Origin of the sequence: Streptomyces lacrimifluminis (genome assembly GCF_014646095.1) — a bacterium.
In the GTDB taxonomy this organism is placed as follows: Bacteria; Actinomycetota; Actinomycetes; order Streptomycetales; family Streptomycetaceae; genus Streptomyces; species Streptomyces lacrimifluminis.
The window spans coordinates 23,398-42,783 of the sequence record NZ_BMMU01000032.1 but is presented as its reverse complement, the minus strand read 5'-3'; the positions used below and the strand labels follow the sequence as shown (position 1 = coordinate 42,783).

Genomic DNA, 19,386 nt, shown 5'->3' with positions numbered 1-19,386 from the left:
TCGCGCACCCTTACTTCGCGACACCCGAAAGAGGTCACGAGCACATGCAGACTCGACGCATCGGTGACGTGGAGGTCAGCGCGATCGGTCTGGGCGGGATGCCCATGTCGATCGAGGGACGGCCGGACGAGGCCCGTTCCCTCGCCACCATCCACGCCGCGCTCGACACCGGCCTGACACTGATCGACACGGCCGACGCCTACCACCGGGACGCCGACGAGGTCGGTCACAACGAAACCCTCATCGCCAAGGCGCTCGCCACCCACGAGCGCGGCCCGGACGTCCTGGTCGCCACCAAGGGCGGACACCTGCGTCCCGGTGACGGCAGTTGGACCCTGGACGGCTCCCCCGCCCACATCAGGGAGGCGTGCGAAGCCTCACTGCGCCGCCTGGGCGTGGAGGCCATCGGGCTGTACCAGTTCCACCGCCCCGACCCCAAGGTCCCGTACGCGGAGTCGGTCGGCGCGGTCCGGGACCTGCTGGACGAGGGCAAGATCCGTATGGTCGGCATCTCCAACGCCGACCCGGACCAGATCCGGCAGGCGAACGAGATCCTCGGCGGACGTCTCGTCTCCGTGCAGAACCAGTTCTCCCCGGCCTTCCGCTCCAGCGAACCGGAACTGCGGCTGTGCGACGAACTGGGCATCGCGTTCCTGCCCTGGAGTCCGCTCGGCGGTATCTCCCGGGCCGGCGGCCTCGGTTCGGCGTACGCCCCCTTCGCCCGGATCGCCTCGGCCCACGGCGTCAGCCCGCAGCGTGTGTGCCTGGCCTGGATGCTCGCCAAGTCACCGGTGGTCGTGCCGATCCCCGGTTCCAGCCGTCCGGAGACGATCCGCGACTCCGCTGCCGCTGTGGACCTGGTGCTCTCCGCCGAGGAGTCGGCCGAACTCGACGCCGTCTGACACCTCGTGGGCGCCCGGCCACCCGGGCCGGGCGCCCGCCGCCGTTTTCCGCCGGACTCTCCGTCGACGACGGACACCTAGACTCGGCAAGGAAGTCACGCGGCTCGTCCAGGAGGAGTACGGCTACGCCAACACCACCGACGGCGACCTGGGCGTGACGACCGAGGGCCTTCGCTTTCTGACCCAGGCGGCCGACGAGGAGTCCGGTCACGCGACGCTGACCGCGGGCCGGTTCCTCGTCGACACCACGACCAGCACTCAGGGTGGCTGTCTGCACATCGACCGTCTCCACCTGGACATGCGTGACGCGAAGGCGACATCACCGACAGCGCGCAGCGCCGAAGCGAACCTGACGACCGGCACCCTGGCCCTCTCGTACCGACAACTGCCCGAAGCGCGGGAGGGGACTGGCGGCCGGCAGAGTACGGCACTACAGAAGCAGGCCCGCCCTCCGGGCCGCGGTGACGGCTTCGAGCCGGGTGCTGGTGCCGAGCTTGCGCATCGCCGAGCGCAGATAGCCCTTCACGGTTTCCAGGCCGATGCCGAGCCGGTCGGAGATCTCCAGGTTGGTGCAGCCCGCGGCGACCGCGACCAGGACGTCCAGTTCACGCGGCGACAGACGCGCCTCCGGCCCGGGTGACGCTCGCTCGGAGCAGCAGCCCGACTCCAGCAGGGAACACAGCTCGCGGAAGCGTTCCTTGAGGTGGCCCTCGCTGATCGCCGCAGTCAGGTCCAGCAGCTCGGTGTGGACTCCGTGCACCTGTTCCCGGGCCACCGCGTCATGGGGCGAGGCAGGGCACCGCACGGACCGGGGCTCAGGGAGGAACCGGTGGGCGTGCTCATGGGTCGCGAGGAACTGCTCCAGGTCGCGGGCCGCCTCCGTCACCGCGGTCAGTACGCGGTCACCCAGCCGTACGGCGTCACGCGACCCCACGAAGAGCGCGGCTCGTACCGTGGCACCCACGATCACGGGCGCCGCGGCCATCGCCCGCACCTCCTCCGCCGCGACGAAGGAGTCGTGTTCGTGGCTGATCTCCTGGGCCGACCGATGGTCGCTCACCGCTGCCGGCCGACGTGTGGTCAGCACCTTGCCGATGAGTCCGGCGCCCGCCGGCACGGGGAAGCCCCGGCATCCGGATGATTTCACTCCGCTGGTCTCACTGATCCGCAGCAACTGCGGGCCGACGACCCAGGCGGCACCCGCCACAGGCATCCCGCTGTCCCTGCGCAGCGCCAGCACCGCCGCCCGCGTCGCGGCAGCCACTTCACTGTCCTCCGCCGGTAGCACGACCCGGTCGACTCCTTACCTCACGGCAGCTGCATGCTCTCCTCGTGCGCCGGAGGCCTGCTCCCCCGCCGCCAGGAGAACAGTTCTGCAAGCACTCTTCGGCGTCAAGTTCCTGACAACAAACCATAGTTGACCATTCATCAGTTTTGGTTGGAGTGGCGTGCCCGCCCTGACATGGTCGACTTGGTCTTGAGGAGTGCCGCCCTCTGCCTGTCCCCTCATCCGGGGGTAGCTGTGCGGCACGGTTTACCTCATGGTGGTGCCAGTAGAGAGCCGCTTCCCGGTCCGCGGAACGGGATGTACAACCGTATGACCCTCACTCGGGCCGCGCGCCGACCGACCCCCGGCGCAAGGCCCTTGTGTGCACCCGGCGGCTCGGAGCCCGCACGCCCAGAGAGGAACCCCCATGGATTTCTCCCACTTGCCGTGTCCTGCCGATCTCGGGGAAAGCGCTGTCGGTCCCACCCGGCAGATGACGGTGAACGAGGACGCGTCCGGGACCGACGGTGCCCTGGGCGATCTGACGGCCCAGTTGATCACGCGGGGGGATCGGCAAGCGAGGGCTGTCGGGTCCGTTTCCCGTCTCCACGGCGACCGAGTCCGTCGTCACGGCAGGCGCACTCCTCAAAAGCACTGTCCGACGAGTGCGCCTGCCGTGACGCGGTGGTGCCCTGCCCGAGCCCCGCACGATGTCCTGGAGGCGTGTCACACGGTCCAGCACCACGCGCCCCAGCCTCAGGAGGCGTGCCGCAGCATCGGGCTGACGGGCATCTGGCGGAACCGCATGGGCGGACGCGCCACCCCGCTGCGCGTCGTCCCGGCGCCTGGGGTCACCGTCGCCCTCTCCCACCGCAAGCCGAGTCCGGTCACCCGAGTACTCTCCGCCACCTGGCAGACGGCGTCCCCCGAGAACGTGCCGCTCCAGCCGATCAGCGCGTACATCGCCCGTATCATCCACGGGCTCGGGATGCCTCTGCTCATGGCCTCGCAGACCATCGGCAGCTGACCTCGGCGCCCCGGAAGCACCCCCACATCCGTCTGGCGGCACATATGACACCTACCCGTCCGAGCAACTCACCCGGGACGAAGGCTGGTTGGCAGGACGGGGCAATGGACCGGCAGGATCTGCGCCGGCTGGTCGACGCCTACGCGTCCGCCCTGGACCGGCAGAACCCGAAGCTGTTCGCCTCCCCGTTCGACACGGACGGCGAACTCGTCCTGAACCCCCCGGCAGGCACCGGCCGGCCGCCCCTCGTCCTCGACGGGCGGGACGGCTGGGCGAGCGTGCTGTCCGTGCTGGCGTTCGTGCGTCGTCACCACGCCCTTCGTCGGCAAGCACACGGTCCGGCTGACCGGGGACAGCGCCTCGGGAGAGACCACCTGCCTCGCGCACGAGATGTACGCCGCCGACGCCGATGCCGCCAGACTGCGCGTGTGCTCCGTCCGCTACCGCGACTCCTACCGGCGTACGACAGGAGCCTGGCGCTTCACCCGCCGGGAACTGACCGCCGACTGGACCGAGGACCGCGTCCTCACATCCCCCACCGGCCGCTGACCCCGCACAGCAACGCACATTCGGGGGCAGACTGGGCTCCCGCGCAGACCGAGGAAACCGTATGACAGTGAAACCACCCTCCGTTTCGGACGACGACCGCCAGCTCAAGCGGGCCGTCGACTCGCTACGTCACACCACCGGTGTGGATCTCACCTTCGGCGGCGTCGTTACCAGAGGGCGGCACGCCCAGCTCACCGAGTTCGCCGGGAACTCGACCAGAGCCCTCATGGGGTTGACCCTCGGGTTCGGCATGGGGCTGGGCGGCAAGGCGGTGGCTCTGCACCGGCCCGTCGCGGTCAACGACTACGCGAACTCCAAGCGGATCAGCCATCACTACGATCTGATGGTCGCCGCCGAGGGCATTCGTGCCGTCGTGGCGGCCCCCGTCGTGGTGAACCGGACGGTGCGGGCGGTGATGTACGGCGCGGTCCGCCAGTCCGTCGGGCTGGGCGACCGGACGGTCGACGCCGTCATGGACACCGCCCGCGCGCTGGAACAGAACCTGGCGGTGCGCGACGAAGTGGTGCGCCGCCTCGGCCGTCTCGACGAGCCCGCGGTGGCCGCCGACCGCGCCCCGGAGCCGGCGTCCCCCCGGTGGGAGACGATTCGCGAGGCGTACGCCGAGCTGCGGGTCCTCGCCCAGCACCTCACGGACAGCGACCTGCGCGACCGGGTCGCGGCGCTGAGCGACAAGCTGGTCGACGCCAAGGCCCCCACCGCCCGGCACTCCACCGATCCGGTCCTCTCGTCGCGAGAACTCGACGTCCTGTCGTGCGTCGCCCTGGGGTGGACGAACACCGATGTAGCGAAGGAGCTCGGCCTTCGGACCGAAACGGTGAAGAGCTATCTGCGCAGCGCGATGAGCAGGCTGGGATGCCATTCACGCCTGGAGGCGGTCATGACCGCCCGCCGCCTGGGTCTACTGCCCTGAGCAGACGTGGCCAGGGACAAGACACGGCTTCCGGGTTTCGGCGCGTTCTGGAGCCGTCCAGCCACCCGGGGGGCCGCCCATCGGCGGCTGGACGGCTTCAGAACGCGCCGGACCTCGTAGCACGCGGCAGGCACGGTTCAAGCGGTGAGGGCTTCCCTGCGGAGCCGCTCCGGGCGGCCGTCCGGTTCTCCTGCCCGATACGCGCGGTGGTCGAGCGGTCGGGGTAGCAGCGCATGAACATGGTGGTGAAGTGCGTGCCGTCGTCGATGAACTCGTCCGCCTCGGACGCGTCCAGGACTCGTCCGGTGGCAGCATCCTGGTCAGGAGTGGCCTGGATCTGGAAGATAGCGTCGACCTGCCAGGCGGCGATGAGCGCCTGACCGGGTAACCGGTCGGCGTCGCTGCCTTCGACGGTCGGAGGCAGCGGGAAAGTCCGCAGTTCGGTCATGCCCCCACCATGAACCGGAAGTGCATAATCCACTACCCCCTTCTGAGGGGGCCGGGACGACAACAGCTACACCGACGACAGGACCTGCACCGTGATCATTTTCGGCACCAAGGGATACCTCTACCAGCTCGCGATACTCACGCTGGTGTGTGGCCACTGCGGGAATCCCTCCGCGCACGCCCTCCGGAAGCGTGTCACCAAGTTCACGCTGTTCTTCGTGCCCCTGTTCCCTTTCTCCACGAAGTACACGACCCAGTGCACCTTCTGCGGTGCGGAGCAGAAGGTGACCAAGGAACAGGCGGAGCAGATGCAGGGCGTCGGCGGCGCTGTCGGTGGCCGGACCGACACGCCGCCGCAGCAGTCCTACCGGCCCTGAGCAGAGACGCCCAGGGTCGTCATCGTGATGCGTGCCGGATGCGCCGCAGCATCAGGAAGCCGGCGATCAGGAGAAGTGCTCCGAGCGCGGCCGGCCACAGCTGGGTACCCGTGTCGGCGAGATCGCCGGTGACGGCCTGTGGCTCGGGCCGCAGGGCGGACACGTCACCGTTGCCGTTGCCTTCCTCCGCGGTCGCCGCGCCGCCTGTTCGGCCGTCGCCGTCGTCCGTCGGCGACACCGCCGACTCGGCACGCTGGGTGGCCGGCGGCGACGTGTAGGCCCTGGGGTTCGCTTCGACGGGCTCCTTGGTGGGAGTCGCGCTCGCCGGATCAGGTGCCTGCGTACTCGGGAGGGACGAGGAGGGGGACGAAGGGGAATCCGAGGGCTCCGGCGTCTCGTCGTCGCCCGGCGTGACCGTGGGGTCGGCAGTCGGCTCGTCGGTGCCACCGGACGGCGGGTCGGGAGTCGGCGCGGGGGTGTTGCCCGGGTCCTCGCCGTTCGAGGAACCGGCGCCGCACTGCCGGCCGGTGTTGATGCAGTCGACCATCTTCCGCATCAGGTCCTCGTCGAAGACGTTGATGAAGTCGCCGTGGTCCGTGACCGGCTTGTGCAGTTGCTCGGGGAAGGAGTCGACCGCGAACAGTGGCACCGTACGGCCACCGTCCTGAAGGCTCGGCGCGTCGACGTCGTAGACGACGCGCTGCACCAGCTGCGGAATCGCCTGGAAGCCGTTGGCGCAGTTCCCGGACGCGTCGGCGAACGCCACGTGGGTGCGGTGGTTGGCGCTGTCGATGTTCTGGCCGTCCCAGCAGCTCTGGAACCTGAACGTGCGCACCACGTCGCTGCCCTGGGGGCACAGCGGGTACTTGTCCTTGAGCTGCCGGTCCTCGAAGCCGGTGCAGCTCCAGGAGGCGTTGACGTTGGCGTTGCCGTTGACGAACGCCTTGGCGTCGCCGGTGATGATGCGCAGCAGCCTGGGCATGGCCACGACCTGGCCGCGCGGGTTGCCCACGAACGTCATGGTGACCTGAGCGGGCGTGACGATCTCACCGGCGTTGCCTTCGATACCACCGCCGGGAGACTGGGCGTCCTGTTCCTGCGTACCGTTCTGCAGGCGCAGCACGGGCCAGAAGTAGGAGGATCTGTCGCCCTGGTCCACGCAACTGGTCTGCGCCGCGGCCAGGTCGTCGTTGCTCGCGAACGCGTTGTTGGACTGGTTGCCGACGTAGTCGTGGAAGTGGTGTGCGCCGTTGGAGACGCCGGGGGCCACGATGACGTTGTCCGAGTTGAACAGGCCGTTCGCGTTCACGCCGCAGCTCGTGGCGAAGGTGCCGCGGGAGGCGTTGTTCTCCGGGGCCGGGTTCTGCACGTTGGGCTGGACGGTGGTGATGTCCGCGAAGTCGTCGGCGACCGGGCCGTTTCCGGCCTGGCCACCGTTGCCGACCTGCTGCTCCTCCTGGCCGCCCTGGTCGTCGCCCTGGTCCTGGCCGTCCTGACCATCCTGGCTGTCGCCGTTCTGGTCGCCGTTCTGGTCCTGCCGCTCCCCGGACTGATTGCCGGAGGCGCGGAACTCACAGGCCGCCAGATCCTCGATTCCCTCCGGGCGGTCTCCCACCCGGTCGATGGCGATCGCGATCCGCTCGATGGTCGCGGCCCGCTTCTCCTTCAGCGGACTCATGATCGCGGAGTCGGCGAAGCCGCTGTCCTCCTGCATCGCCTGCGTCGACTCCTGCAGCCGCTGATAGGCCTCGGCGATCTGCTGGTCCAGGGCGGCGAGTTCGTTGTCGACCTCCGACCGGACCTCGTCCGGTACGAACGCCAACCGGTCGCCCACATCCGGGCAGTCGATCGTGGCGGCTCCGGAGGACAGGGTCCGGTCGGTGCGGCTCTGCTGAGCCGGGTCACCCCCCAGACCTCCTTCGGTGGCCGAGGCGTACACGTTCCCCACGACCAGTCCACCTCCGCCCAGCATCAGGGCGACCGCCGCAAAGGTGGCGCGGCGCGGGCCTGTCGGGCGTCTGCGCGTGTTACGTCCCACGGAAGTACTCCGCTTCATGGCCGGTTCGGCAGGGAAATCCCCAGCCCCATACGCAGGCGGACTCACGGGCGTTCAAGCACCACGCGGATTCATAGGAACCTCCAAGAAAACAAGATCCCCAGGGGAGCCCCGGAGGCCCATAAGTCCACTTTATGAGCCCATAACCCCAACCCCCGTACCAGCTTAGGCTTGCCTTAGTTTAGGCTTCCTCGAAGATCTCTTGTCATCACTCGAAGGGAACCTGATCATGCCTCGCCCACTGCGGGTGGCCATTGTCGGAGCCGGCCCCGCCGGGATCTACGCCGCCGACGCGTTGCTGAAGTCCGCAGTGGCCGCGGAGCCCGGCGTGTCCATCGACCTCTTCGAGCGGATGCCGGCCCCGTTCGGTCTGATCCGGTACGGCGTGGCCCCCGACCACCCTCGGATCAAGGGCATCATCACCGCCCTGCACCAGGTGCTCGACAAGCCGCAGATCCGCCTCTTCGGCAATGTCGACTACCCGGGTGACATCAACCTGGACGATCTGCGCGCCTTCTACGACGCGGTGGTCTTCTCCACGGGGGCCACGGCCGACCGTTCCCTCGACATACCCGGCGTCGAGCTGGACGGCTCGTACGGCGCCGCGGACTTCGTCTCCTGGTACGACGGACACCCGGACGTGCCGCGCACATGGCCCCTCGACGCGGAGAAGGTCGCGGTGCTCGGGGTCGGCAACGTCGCGCTCGACGTGGCGCGGATTCTCGCCAAGACGGCGGACGAGCTGCTGCCGACGGAGATCCCGCCGAACGTCCACGAGGGACTCAAGGCCAACAAGGCTCTGGAGGTCCACGTCTTCGGTCGACGTGGTCCGGCACAGGCCAAGTTCAGCCCGATGGAGCTGCGCGAGCTGGACCACTCCCCCACCATCGAGGTCATCGTCGATCCCGAGGACATCGACTACGACGACGGCTCGATCGCGACCCGGCGCGGCAACAAGCAGGCCGACATGGTCGCAAAGACGCTGGAGAACTGGGCCATCCGCGACATCGGCGACCGGCCGCACAAGCTGTTCCTGCACTTCTTCGAGTCCCCCACCGAAATCCTCGGCGAGGACGGCAGGGTCGTCGGTCTGCGTACGGAGCGGACCGCTCTCGACGGCACCGGCAACGTCAAGGGCACCGGCGTCTTCAAGGACTGGGACGTGAGTTCGGTCTACCGCGCCGTGGGCTACCTCTCCGACAAGCTGCCCAAGCTGCCCTGGGACGTCGAGTCGGGCACCGTCCCCGATCAGGGCGGCCGGGTGATCGAGGAGACCGGCGAGCCCCTCACCTCGATGTACGTCACCGGCTGGATCCGGCGTGGCCCCGTCGGTCTGATCGGGCACACGAAGGGCGACGCCAACGAGACCGTGGCCAACCTGCTGGCCGACTACGCGGGTGGCCGCCTGCCCGAGCCGGTTTCGCCCGCCCCGGAGGCCGTCGACGCGTTTCTCGCCGAGCGGGACGTGCGCTTCACCACGTGGGAGGGCTGGCACCGGCTGGACGCCGCGGAGAAGGCTCTGGGAGAGCCTCAGGGACGCGAGCGCGTGAAGCTCGTCGAGCGCGAGGACATGCTCCGGGCCAGCGGAGCGTAAGCAGGGCCGTCACAGCGGCAGGGCTCGGCTCGCGGGGGTACCGCGAGCCGAGCCTTCGTCGTTCCTCACCGGGATTTGCCCAGTCGGCCGACCGGATCCGGGCCACCGGACGGAGCGGATTCGGGGCTCCCTTCGATGCCGAACTCCCGCGCCTGGGTCCGCATGCTGCGCAGCGCCAGCAGCAGTACGCCGATGTCGTCGAGGTAGACGGGATCGGGCACGAGGTCGGTCGGCAGCACCAGGTAGGCGACCGCGCCCCAGAAGACCCAGCGCGAGCCCGTCGGCAGGCCCGCACGGCGCAGATCCCGGCGGGTGCGGACCAGCCGGACCAGCACGGTGGCCGCCACGGCCAGCAAGGCCGCCGCCAGGACCGCGACGACCAGGATGACTGTCGTGGTGGAATCCATCGCCCCTCCGCTGTTCCGTGTCTGCCTCTGCTCCGAACCTTTCTACCCTTCGGCTTCCCCTTCACGGCGCCTCCACACCGCGACCTCCACACGTCTCGCGCACGGCACGTTTGAGACAGTCCGGGGCGGGGACGGTACGGACCTCATCCAGCTGCGGCGGATTCCCGCAGGTTGCACCGGGCGCCAAAGCACCCGCGAAGAGCACGAATGAGCCAGTACCCAAGAGCAATTCACAGCGAGTTGATTGTTCCTGAGCGCCGCTGCCATAATCCGCTTCCTGCCCCGTCGTCAACCCCGGCGGGGCCTCTGGGACTGACACAAGAGTTCCCGATACGCCGCGATACGCCGCGCTGGAATTCACTCGGCGATACGTCCGGCCTGTTCTGGCCCCGTTTCACCTCCCGGGGCGCGCTGCTCAGCCTGTGCGGAGGGCTGCTCTGTTCGGTGCTTCTGGTCGTGTCTCGCCGGTGGTCTCGTCGACCTCCTCCTCCGTCTATCCGTCGGCGGACTTCGCCTGGTTCCCGCTGCGGAACCCCGGCATCGTCTCCATCCCGGCGGGCTTCCTCCTCGGCTGGCTCGGCACGGTCATGACGCACCACCAGGAAGCCTCTGCGTACGAGGAGTTCGAGGTCCGCGCGCTCGTCGGCATCGGATCCGACGCCGAGTAGTGCGTACGGCTCCCGGGGCGAGGCCCGGCTCCCCTGGGGCCGGCCTCGTCAGTGCCGTGGCGGGCGTTCGCGTGCCCGGCCCAGGAGGACCAGGGAGCGGAGCGCGGCGGGGGCGCACCGGGACTGCACGCACTCCGGTCACCACAGCGCGCGGCACACCCGTGCCCCCGCGCTGGTTCTGTTGTGCGCGCGCCAGACTCAGATCAGGGACTCGACGCTCCGGTAAGCCGCCAGGAGCGACGGCAGGACGTCACAGGTCCCGGCCTGCCCGCCCGGGACCATCAGAAGCGTCACTTCTGGCCCGAGCCGCCACTGCCGAAGGAACCGCCGCTGCCGGACGACCAACGCGGGCGGGTCTGGTCCTCGCCGCGTTTCGAGCCGGAGGGATCGAGGTTGTGCGGATCGATCCGCACCTCCTCCCCCGAGACGTGCGGCACCTCATTGGGCTCGCGCATCTCCCGCTCCTCGTGCACCGGCCCGGTCTCCGGCAGCCTGGGCTGCTCATCCGGCCTGGGCGGGGGCGACTCCGCCTCCTTGGCCTTCACTCCCAGCCGGACGGCCCAGATCAGCAGGGCCACCACGATCAGGCCACCGGCGAAGGCGGCGATCACATTGAGTACGTTGCTCGATGCGGCGAGTACCTGTCCCGCGTCTGCTGCTTCTGCCGTGTTCATGGTCGCCGAGTGCCCCGGAACCGGCCGGCTACTCACACCGCTCACCCGCGGCAGCCACGACCCTGCTGCCGGAAAGGCGCGGGTGCGGGGGGTACGGCCGGACCCCCGTACCGGCCGCGCCCCCGCACCCGCGGGCCATCAGGGGCCGGTGTTCCCGGCCGGGCACCACGTCGTCGGCCCCGGCGCTTCGGACACCCCTCCGGGGGAGGTGGCGCGTTCCGGAGCACCGGCGTCCAGATGAACCTACGTGCGGCCGGGCACCGTGTGTATCTCGCCGATGCCCTCTCTCGAACGCCGACGACTCACTCGTGCACAGTCCCGTCCGGATGGTCCCGCTTCGCCCGGTCGACAGCGGGTTCGTCGAGGTCGCCGAGTGCCAGATGGGCGAGGACGACCTCGTACAGGTCGCTGCCGCCGGCGAGGAGCTGGCGTTCCAGGACGGGCTCCGCGCTGCGTACATGGTCGCGGACGGTCTGTGCGTGGATGCCGAGCACCTGTGCGGTGCGTTCCGCGTTGCCGCCTGCGGCGATCCAGGTGAGGACCGTCCGCCGCAGGTCCCTCGAGTCCGCTGTGAGGCGGCCGACAAGGCTGTCCGCCCAGGCCAGCAGCGGTTCCGTGCGCAGCAGTTCGGTCAGTGCGGCGGGCGGAGCCACCGGCGGGCGCGGCCCGTCGGGGACCGCGGCCTGGGTGTTCAGGGCCAGCTGGACGGCGGCCCGGGTGGTGAGGTCCGAGAAGTCGGCGTCAAGCAGTCCTTCCATGCGCTCCATCCGGGCGCGCACGGTGTTGCGGCTGACGCCGAGGATGAGCGCCGTCTTGACGGCGGTGAACGAGAACCCGAGGCGGGTGGTGGCGAGGAGTTCGGCGCGCGTGTGGTGGGACAGGTCGTCGAGCGGGCTCAGCAGCCGGTCCGCCCAGCCGCGCAGCGCCGCCGGGTTCATCAGCCGCTCGGGATGCGTGCGTTCGGCGTACACGGCGGCCCTGTCCGGACGGAACCGGGCCACGGCGAGGGCACTGACGGCCTGTCCGTACGCCGTGGCCGTCTCGGCAAGGCCGTGGCGGACGCTGCCGCCGATGAAGGTGTCGGGACGCTCCCCGACGACCGAGCGGAGTTGCGGACCTGCCTTGTCCTGGCCCCGGTCGATGGGCGCCACGACGATCAGGTGCTCGTCCACGGCCGGGCAGCGGACGATCAGCGCGTGCCCCTCCGCCGCCGCCTGACAGTCCTCGGCCAGGTCGTCGCGTTGCGCGGCATGGCCTTCCAGTACGTAGACACAGGCGGTGTCGGTGTCGAACAGGCCCGGCCAGAGCCCGGCGGCGACTCGGCGGGCCGCGATGATGTCACCCACCATCAACAGCTGGAGGATGGCGAGCCTGAGGTCGGCGGTCGCCCTGTCGAGCCGGTGTTCGGCGCTGATCGTCTCGCGTTCCCGCAGGAGCAGTTCGAGCACCCAGACGGTCCGGGCCACGATGTCGGTGGCACGCCGGTCGAAGGGCTGGGCCCGGGACACCGCGAGTACACCCTTGGTGACCGGGTGTCCTAGTCCGGCCAGCCGGACATGGCGCCCCTGGGTGTGCACCGCAGCAGAAGCGATTCTGCCGGTGGACACATCGGTCACCAGGTCGTCGTCCGACGCCAGCCGGGTGCCGGCGAGGAGGGCGCCGGTCCCGTCCTGGAGGGAGACCTCCGCCTCGATGGTTCCGGCGAGCCAGGTGATCACCCTGCCGAGGTCGCGAGCGGCCGGCCGCAGATGGTCGAGCAGTTCGTCCGCCCAGTCGCCGGACATCCTGGCGGTCACGGCCCCGTGTCCGCCACCGGCCCCGCTGCCTGGCACGACCGCCCTCCTCTGGTCGATCACGTTGCACACCGCGTCACGGTCCGGAATTTACCTCACCCGACCGGCGCGGACCCGCCCGTGTCCGGTCGCCGGTACGGGCCTGCGCGGGTTCGGTGACGCGACGGCATAAGCTCGTTGGATGGCAAGGTACTTCGACGTCCATCCCGACAACCCGCAGCCCCGCACGATCAGTCAGATCGCCGACAGCATCCGCTCCGGCGCGCTGATCGCGTATCCGACGGACTCCTGTTTCGCTCTGGGATGCCAGCTCGGCAGCCGTGACGGCATCGACCGTATCCGGTCGATCAGGCAGCTCGACGACCGTCACCACTTCACTCTCGTGTGCCAGAACTTCGCGCAGCTCGGCCAGTTCGTGCAGGTCGACAACGACGTGTTCCGGGCCGTGAAGGCCTCCACACCGGGCAGCTACACGTTCATTCTCCCGGCGACGCGCGAGGTGCCGCGCAAGCTGTTGCATCCGAAGAAGAAGACCGTCGGCGTACGCATCCCGGATCACGCGGTCGTGCAGGCCCTGCTGGCCGAGCTGGGCGAACCGCTGCTGTCCAGCACTCTGCTGCTCCCCGACGAGAAGGAGCCGCTCACCCAGGGCTGGGAGATCAAGGAGCGGCTCGACCATGTCGTGGACGCGGTCGTCGACTCCGGGGACTGCGGCACGGAGCCGACCACCGTCATCGACTTCTCCAGCGGCGAGGCAGAGATCGTGCGCCGCGGCGCGGGGGACACGTCACGGTTCGAGTGACGGCTCCGCAGCGCGGGACGCGTTGACGTCGTTGTCGAGGTACGCCGGGACGCCGGACGCGCCCCGGATCGTCACCGGCGCCGAGGAGGGTCCGTTCCGGTGCGGGGTGCGCGCGGGGCGTGGGGTGTGCATGGTGGTAGGAGGTCCGGTCGAGCAAGGAGACGTCATGCCGATCCAGCACTCCGATTCGCCCTCTCCCTCCGACGACACCACGACCCCCGACGTCCTGCTCCACACCGGTGCGGAGCATGGGGCGTCCGCCGAGGACCTGGTGCTTGCGACAGGCCGTGACCTCACTCCGCAGAGCCTGGCCTGGGCGGAGCGCAAGCTGGCGGAGGAGGGGCCCGCGGCGCTGGACAAGCTGTTGCCCTAGCCGCCGGTTCTCCGGGCGCCCCGCGGATATGCGGTTGGTCCGCCGCGGGGCGGTGGGGGCTGGTCGCGCGGTTTTTCGCGCCTGCTTGGGGCGCGCGTCAGTCCTGTGAGCCGTGCTGCACGGACAGCGGCTCGAAGGTGATCCTCGTTCGGGTGCTGTCCTCGATCCAGTGCACCTCGACCGCCGTGCCGGTGACCTCGACGCCCGCGACCACCTGCTCCGGCACAAGGGGTTCCGGGTCGGCCGTGAGGACCGCCAGCGACACGTGCAGCGACGTGCCGGACGTCTCGCCGGTCAGGCGGGGGACGACGGCCCAGCGGGTGTAGGCGGTGCCCTGCGGGGCCCGTGCCTTCTCCGCGTCGGTGTTCCACCCGTACAGGCCGTGCAGCGCGGACGTCACCTCCTCCTCGGGGCCGGTCGCCCAGCCCGTGTGCGTGACGCGTGCCCCGGCCGGAGCGCCGCTCACGCGGTGGACGCGCAGTTCGTGGCGGCCTCGTACCACTGTGACGCTCTCCACCTTCAGCCCCGGCACCATGGGCGGCCCGGCGGTGAAGACCGGTCGGTGCCAGGAGGCGGCCCAGCCCCAGCCGTCCCCGTGGCCCGCGCCCAGCGGGTGGATCCGGCGGCGCACGCTGCCCCGGCCACCGATCTCCACGGAGAGGTGGTTGTCGGCGACGTTGGCGAGGGCCGTCGGGCCGGAATGCGTCGAGTACGCCTGGCGGCCGTAGTGCGGGTCGTCCTCGGCCGCCGTCTCGCCCTCGTGCGGGCGGACGTGGTCGCTGCCGTGGTTGTGCAGCCGTACGATCCCGTCCGCGCGGGTCGACTGCACCAGGAGCCCCGGCGCGGGCAGCGCGAGCACCCGGTCGCCCTCCTCCACCGGTGCCGGTTCCTCCGTGGCCGTCCACAGAGGGGCGTCGGCGGGGGCGAGCAGGGAGAGGAAGGCCTTCGAGGCCCAGTACGGGGACGCGGGGCCCGAGTAGGCCTGGAGGGTGGCCCGGTGCCTGCCGTGCCAGCCGAGAGTCAGCCGGCCGTCCTCGGTCAGGGCGCCCCGGTCCAGGAAGTGGCGGAGGCTGCCGCTGATCAGACGGCGGCTCGTGCCGGGGGTGAGCGGGGTGTGGCCGGTGAGGGCGCCCAGGCCGACGGCGGCGGAGGCGGCGAAGCGGTACGAGAGGGAGCGGCCGAAGTGGATCGGGGCGCCGTCTCCGCCGAACATCAGAGCGAAGCCGGCGAGGTGTTCGCGCAGGCGGGGGCCGTAGCGGGCGGACATCTCCCGGTCGTCGCCGAGGTGGGCGTCGAGTACCGGGTACAGGTGCAGGGCCCAGCCGTTGTAGTGGTCGAAGGCCCGGCCGTCGCCGTCCGCGTACCAGCCGTCGCCCCGGTACCAGGTCTCCATCAGCTCCAGCGCCCGCTCACGTGCCCTGGCCGTCTCCGTGTCACCGCGCCCCACGGACTCCAGGAAACCGGCGACCGTGTAGGGGAAGAGGTACCAGTTGTTCGGCGCGGGCGAGTGCCGCAGCGAACCCCGCAGCCAGTCCTCAGCCCGGTCCTGTACGGCGGAGTCGAGCCGTTTCCACAGCCAGGGCGCCGTCAGCCTGAGGCCCAGGGCCACGGAGGCCGACTCGACCATCGGCTGGCCCTGCACGTCGTGGTCGAGGATGAGCGGCCAGGACTCGGTGTCCGCGCGGCCGGGGGTGAGGGTGCCCGCCGTGAGACCCTGGGCGTACCGGTCGAGCCAGCCGTGCGGGTCGTCGCCGCCCGCGCCGGCGACGCGGAAGGCGGCGGCGAGGAAGGTGCGGGCGTAACCTTCGAGCCCGTCGGAGCGCACGCCCGAATACGACGGGGCGCCGGGCAGGTCGAGCAGGGCGCCTCCGGGGGTGCTCCAGCGCCACGCGGCAGCCAGCAGTCCGTCCGCCACGGCCTCCCAGTGGGCACGGGTGTAGCCGGTGCGAGGGCTCAACTCGCGATCCTCGGACGGGAAGTCGAAGGGGACGCCCCCGCTGCTGATACGGATCGTGCTGCTCATGCGAGGAAGGCCAGCCTTTCGCGTCGTACGGGATGGCGGAATCCCGCGCCGGATGCCCAGTGTTCCGTCTCGGCGACGGCGAGGTCGGCCAGGCGGCGCCACTCGTTGCCCTGGGAACCGGCGAGGTGGGGGGTGAGAAGTGCGTCGGGGCAGGTCCACAGCGGGTGGTCGGGCGGCAGGACTTCGGGGTCGGTGACGTCGAGCACGGCGCGGATGCGACGCTCCCGGACAGCGTCGGTGAGGGCGTCCTGGTCGACGACGCCCCCGCGGGCGGTGTTGATGAGCACGGCGCCGGGGCGCATGGCGTCGAGCAGGGCGCGGCTCACCAGGCCCCGGGTGGCGGGCAGCAACGGGGTGTGCAGACTGACGGTGTCGGAGCGGGTGAACAGGGCGTCCAACTCGACGCGTTCCACTCCGAGTTCATCCATGTCGGCATCGGTGACGCAGGGGTCGTACAGGAGGATCTCGAAGTCGTGGGGGCGCAGCAGTTCGATGACGCGGCGGCCGATCAGGGAGGCGGAGACGACGCCGATGGTCCGGCGGTAGTTGCCGATCGTGCGGGAGGTGCGCAGCCAGTTGTCGCGGGTGCGGGTGGTGGCGTAGGCGTGACCCCGTTCCAGGACCTGTTTGCCGGTGAGAAGGATCATCGCGAGGGTGTACTCGGCGACCGGCAGGGCGTTGGCGGCGGCGGCGGACGACACCTCGATGCCGCGCTCCCAGCAGGCGTCGGTGACATGCGCGCGGACGCTGCCCCCCGTGTGCACGATCGCCCGCAGCCGGGGCGCCGTCGCGAGTGCGTCGGCGTCCACTACGGGGCAGCCCCAGCCGGTGACGAGAAGGTCGACGTCGGCGAGGATCTCGCGGGCGCGGTCGGTGCCGAAGTCGTCGAGGACCGGCAGCGGGGCCAGGTCGCACACAGCGGCGAAGGCCGCCAGTGCGGCGGGGTCGACGACGGCGGTCGCGGCGTCCGGGGACATCGCGAGGGCGGCACGGGGGCGGAAGCCGGGACCCGGCGAGGACACGGTCATACGAGGTCGGTCACTCCTTGGTGGTCGGGAACTCCGGTGCACAAGCCGCTGCTTGACGAAACCCGCGGTCGGACCACTACGGCGGACCGCGCGGGCCAGGTCCGGTTCCTGATACGGAAATCCTGATCGGCGCAAGGAAAACGGTCAAGAGAGCGATCAGAAGAAAATAAAGCGGTCAAACGCTCATTCCGCAGCGGGCGGGGACACCACGGAGGTCAGCGCGCGCGTCGAACCTCGCACCTTGAGCTCCGGCAGCAGCTCGATCCGCCGCGCCGGCCCTGTCCCACTCCCGCGCGGATCCCCCAGCCGGTGCAGGAGCAGTCCGGCGGCGGCCCGGCCGACCTCGCCCTTGGGCGGGGAGACGGCGGTGAGGGGGGTACTGCCGAGGGCGGCCACGACGTCGTCGTACGCGACGACCGAGCAGTCCTCCGGCACCCTGACGCCGTGCGCGACCAGGTCCTGGACCAGCATCAGCGCGTCCACGTCGCCGTGCAGCACACACGCCGTGGCGTCCAGTTCACGCAGGACGCCGGGCAGGTCGACGGCGGGACGGTCCACGTCGGCCGTGCGGTCGGGGCGCGCGTCGGGCGAACTCAGCGTGAGGGTCCAGGCGTCGAGTTCCGGATGGGCGCCGGCGATCCCCGTCAAGGCGATGCGCAGGGCCCGTGCGGTGGGGCTGTCGTCGCGGGTGGCGAAGACGATCCTGCGGTGGCCGAGGGCGACCAGGTGTTCCACGGCGAGATGGGCGCCGTACCAGTGGTCGGTGCAGACGGAGTCCAGGGCGTGCAGTGCGCTGCCGGGGCGGGGCCTGCGCTCCATCAGGACGGTCGGCACGCCGAGCCCGCACAGCCATTTCGCGTCGGCCTCCTCGGCGGCGAGGGTGCGCCAGCGGGGGGCGATCAGCACCCCCCTGGCGCCGTCCGCCAACGCCCGCTCCACCAGGGGCTGTTCGGCGCCGGCGGCCTGCGGGGCGATGTGCAGGGCGATGCGTACGCCGGCCTCCTCAAGGACGGGGCGGGCGCCGTGCAGGGTCTCGTAGAGGTAGGAGTGGCGGGCGGGGACGACCAGAACGACGGTGTCGCCGTCCCCGGGCGCGGTGACCGGCTCGGGCCGGGCGTCCGGTACCGGAAGCGTCGAGCGGGCGATGCCGTGGCCGCGCCGGAGCCTGCCCTCGCGGGCGAGTTCCTCCACGTCGCGGCGGACGGTGACCACCGAGACCTCCAGTTCGGCGGCGAGATCGGTCACCCGGGCCGCGCCGCGTGCCTGTACGGCGGCCAGGATCCGCTGCCGCCTCACTTCGACCGGCTCGCGCATACCGTTCACTCCCTCATGTCCGGATGCACCGGCGTACCCGTACACCGGAATGTTCGTTTGAACGCTTTGGCGCGCAGCATAGCGATCAGCGGTCCAAACGGCAGCGCCATTACCGGAATCAGGGATTCCGGCCGAATCCCATCCCTTATCGACCGATCTTGACCATCAGTCAAATGAAATTCACCGAGTACCTGCGGTAACCGCTTGCTTTGTTCGCACTTGAGGCGAGAATTTCACCCCTCAATGTGTTGCGCCTCGGGGGGATTTGGCATATGCAAGGAACAATTGACGGATTCAGTTACGGGTTCGTCACGCCTGTGGCCGCCTACGTCATGGCCTGCCTGGGAAGCGCCCTGGGGTTGCGCTGTGTGGTCAGATCGCTGCTCAACCTGGACTCGTGGAAGCCGGGTTGGCTGGCACTGGGGGCCGCGGCCATCGGGTGCGGGATCTGGACCATGCACTTCATCGCGATGATCGGGTTCCAGGTCGAGGAGACCGCGGTCCGCTACGACACCGGGCTGACGGTCATCAGCCTCGCCGTCGCGATCGTCGTCGTCGGTATCGGGGTGTTCGTCGTCGGATATCGCGGGGCCACGCCTGCGGCGCTCTCCGCCGCGGGCATCGTGACCGGTCTCGGCGTCGCCGCGATGCACTACCTCGGCATGGCGGCGCTCCATCTGAACGGCACGATCCGCTACGACGTGGCGACCGTGACACTCTCGGTGGTGATCGCCATCGTCGCCGCGACCGCCGCGCTGTGGGCCGCCGTCTCCATCCGGGGTTTCCTGACCAGCCTCGGGGCCAGCCTGGTGATGGGTGTGGCCGTCAGCGGTATGCACTACACGGGCATGGCCGCCGTCAGCGTGCATCTGCACGAGACGTCCGCCAACACCTGGGCCGGTGACTCGCCGACCTCGCTGCTGCTGCCGATGCTGATCGGCCCGGCGATCTTCCTCCTACTGGCCGCGGTCGTGGTGATGTTCGACCCGTTGCTGGTGCTGGGTGAAGGGGAATGGGGAGGAAGGAACCCCCGTCGACAGCCCGCGCGAGAGGCGCCGCAGATACCGCAGCAGTCGGCGTCCCACGACACAGGACGACGCTCTCCCAGCTGGCAGCGGACCCCGCCCCGGACCCGGACGGATCTTCGCCTGTAG

General features: G+C 70.2%; 18 protein-coding genes and 2 pseudogenes. 10 read left to right on the top strand and 10 right to left on the bottom strand.

Features of this window, described 5'->3' with window-relative positions; genetic code table 11:
* Positions 1-44: 44 nt before the first annotated feature.
* Positions 45-902, top strand: coding sequence for an aldo/keto reductase (locus IEY89_RS33350; protein WP_189151270.1), 858 nt, complete (start codon positions 45-47; stop codon positions 900-902).
* A gap of 430 nt (positions 903-1,332) precedes the next feature.
* Here IEY89_RS33350 and IEY89_RS33345 read toward each other — a convergent pair whose 3' ends face one another.
* Positions 1,333-2,166: a LuxR C-terminal-related transcriptional regulator gene (locus tag IEY89_RS33345; protein WP_229695547.1), complete on the bottom strand. Its 834-nt coding sequence runs from the start codon at positions 2,164-2,166 to the stop codon at positions 1,333-1,335.
* A 679-nt stretch (positions 2,167-2,845) separates the two neighbouring features.
* Between IEY89_RS33345 and IEY89_RS33340 the strand changes: the two genes are divergently transcribed.
* The 3 genes and pseudogenes from IEY89_RS33340 to IEY89_RS33330 all read left to right on the top strand — a co-directional run bounded on the left by IEY89_RS33340 (position 2,846) and on the right by IEY89_RS33330 (position 4,676).
* Positions 2,846-3,196 carry a helix-turn-helix domain-containing protein gene (locus IEY89_RS33340; RefSeq protein WP_189151268.1) on the top strand — a complete coding sequence of 117 codons (351 nt, stop codon included), beginning with the start codon at positions 2,846-2,848 and terminating at the stop codon, positions 3,194-3,196.
* 321 nt (positions 3,197-3,517) lie between these two features.
* A pseudogene (locus IEY89_RS33335) lies at positions 3,518-3,745 on the top strand (nuclear transport factor 2 family protein); the annotation flags it as partial.
* Positions 3,746-3,806: 61 nt separating this feature from the next.
* A complete protein-coding gene (locus IEY89_RS33330; RefSeq protein ID WP_189151267.1) occupies positions 3,807-4,676 on the top strand; it encodes a helix-turn-helix transcriptional regulator in 870 nt (289 codons plus the stop codon).
* A 97-nt stretch (positions 4,677-4,773) separates the two neighbouring features.
* Here IEY89_RS33330 and IEY89_RS41070 read toward each other — a convergent pair whose 3' ends face one another.
* Positions 4,774-5,124, bottom strand: coding sequence for a hypothetical protein (locus tag IEY89_RS41070; protein WP_229695546.1), 351 nt, complete (start codon positions 5,122-5,124; stop codon positions 4,774-4,776).
* Between the two features lie 91 nt (positions 5,125-5,215).
* Between IEY89_RS41070 and IEY89_RS33320 the strand changes: the two genes are divergently transcribed.
* Positions 5,216-5,500 (top strand): zinc-ribbon domain-containing protein, encoded by a 285-nt coding sequence (locus tag IEY89_RS33320; RefSeq protein ID WP_189151266.1) that lies wholly within the window; start codon positions 5,216-5,218, stop codon positions 5,498-5,500.
* 19 nt (positions 5,501-5,519) lie between these two features.
* On the opposite strand, the gene IEY89_RS33315 is transcribed toward IEY89_RS33320, so the two are convergent.
* Positions 5,520-7,538 carry a DUF1996 domain-containing protein gene (locus tag IEY89_RS33315; RefSeq protein ID WP_229695545.1) on the bottom strand — a complete coding sequence of 673 codons (2,019 nt, stop codon included), beginning with the start codon at positions 7,536-7,538 and terminating at the stop codon, positions 5,520-5,522.
* A 247-nt stretch (positions 7,539-7,785) separates the two neighbouring features.
* On the opposite strand from IEY89_RS33315, the gene IEY89_RS33310 reads away from it, so the two are divergent.
* A complete protein-coding gene (locus tag IEY89_RS33310) occupies positions 7,786-9,150 on the top strand; it encodes an FAD-dependent oxidoreductase (RefSeq protein WP_189151264.1) in 1,365 nt (454 codons plus the stop codon).
* A 65-nt stretch (positions 9,151-9,215) separates the two neighbouring features.
* Here the strand turns inward: IEY89_RS33310 and IEY89_RS33305 are convergent, their stop codons facing one another.
* Positions 9,216-9,557, bottom strand: a complete 342-nt coding sequence (locus tag IEY89_RS33305; RefSeq protein ID WP_189151263.1) for a YkvA family protein — start codon at positions 9,555-9,557, stop codon at positions 9,216-9,218.
* A 378-nt stretch (positions 9,558-9,935) separates the two neighbouring features.
* Between IEY89_RS33305 and IEY89_RS33300 the strand changes: the two are divergent.
* Positions 9,936-10,225, top strand: a pseudogene (locus tag IEY89_RS33300) (cation acetate symporter); the annotation flags it as partial.
* A 290-nt stretch (positions 10,226-10,515) separates the two neighbouring features.
* On the opposite strand, the gene IEY89_RS33295 reads toward IEY89_RS33300, so the two are convergent.
* Together IEY89_RS33295 and IEY89_RS33290 are read right to left on the bottom strand one after the other, a co-directional pair.
* Positions 10,516-10,899 carry a DUF6479 family protein gene (locus IEY89_RS33295; protein WP_189151262.1) on the bottom strand — a complete coding sequence of 128 codons (384 nt, stop codon included), beginning with the start codon at positions 10,897-10,899 and terminating at the stop codon, positions 10,516-10,518.
* A 302-nt stretch (positions 10,900-11,201) separates the two neighbouring features.
* A complete protein-coding gene (locus IEY89_RS33290) occupies positions 11,202-12,683 on the bottom strand; it encodes a helix-turn-helix domain-containing protein (RefSeq protein ID WP_189151301.1) in 1,482 nt (493 codons plus the stop codon).
* A gap of 190 nt (positions 12,684-12,873) precedes the next feature.
* Between IEY89_RS33290 and IEY89_RS33285 the strand changes: the two genes are divergently transcribed.
* Entirely contained in the window at positions 12,874-13,494 is a 621-nt protein-coding gene (locus IEY89_RS33285; RefSeq protein ID WP_189151261.1) for an L-threonylcarbamoyladenylate synthase, read from the top strand.
* Here IEY89_RS33285 and IEY89_RS33280 read toward each other — a convergent pair.
* Entirely contained in the window at positions 13,480-13,626 is a 147-nt protein-coding gene (locus IEY89_RS33280) for a hypothetical protein (RefSeq protein ID WP_189151260.1), read from the bottom strand. The genes IEY89_RS33285 and IEY89_RS33280 overlap by 15 nt on opposite strands.
* Before the next feature lie 34 nt (positions 13,627-13,660).
* Here IEY89_RS33280 and IEY89_RS33275 point away from each other — a divergent pair, with 34 nt between their 5' ends.
* Entirely contained in the window at positions 13,661-13,867 is a 207-nt protein-coding gene (locus IEY89_RS33275; RefSeq protein WP_189151259.1) for a hypothetical protein, read from the top strand.
* 97 nt (positions 13,868-13,964) lie between these two features.
* Here IEY89_RS33275 and IEY89_RS33270 read toward each other — a convergent pair whose 3' ends face one another.
* From IEY89_RS33270 to IEY89_RS33260, 3 genes are all read right to left on the bottom strand, one after another.
* Entirely contained in the window at positions 13,965-15,890 is a 1,926-nt protein-coding gene (locus IEY89_RS33270) for a DUF2264 domain-containing protein (protein ID WP_189151258.1), read from the bottom strand.
* Positions 15,887-16,918 carry a hydroxyacid dehydrogenase gene (locus IEY89_RS33265; RefSeq protein ID WP_189151257.1) on the bottom strand — a complete coding sequence of 344 codons (1,032 nt, stop codon included), beginning with the start codon at positions 16,916-16,918 and terminating at the stop codon, positions 15,887-15,889. Before IEY89_RS33265 ends, IEY89_RS33270 begins: the two co-directional genes overlap by 4 nt.
* A gap of 183 nt (positions 16,919-17,101) precedes the next feature.
* Positions 17,102-18,232 carry a substrate-binding domain-containing protein gene (locus IEY89_RS33260; RefSeq protein ID WP_189151256.1) on the bottom strand — a complete coding sequence of 377 codons (1,131 nt, stop codon included), beginning with the start codon at positions 18,230-18,232 and terminating at the stop codon, positions 17,102-17,104.
* 272 nt (positions 18,233-18,504) lie between these two features.
* Between IEY89_RS33260 and IEY89_RS33255 the strand changes: the two genes are divergently transcribed.
* Positions 18,505-19,386, top strand: a complete 882-nt coding sequence (locus tag IEY89_RS33255) for an MHYT domain-containing protein (protein WP_189151255.1) — start codon at positions 18,505-18,507, stop codon at positions 19,384-19,386.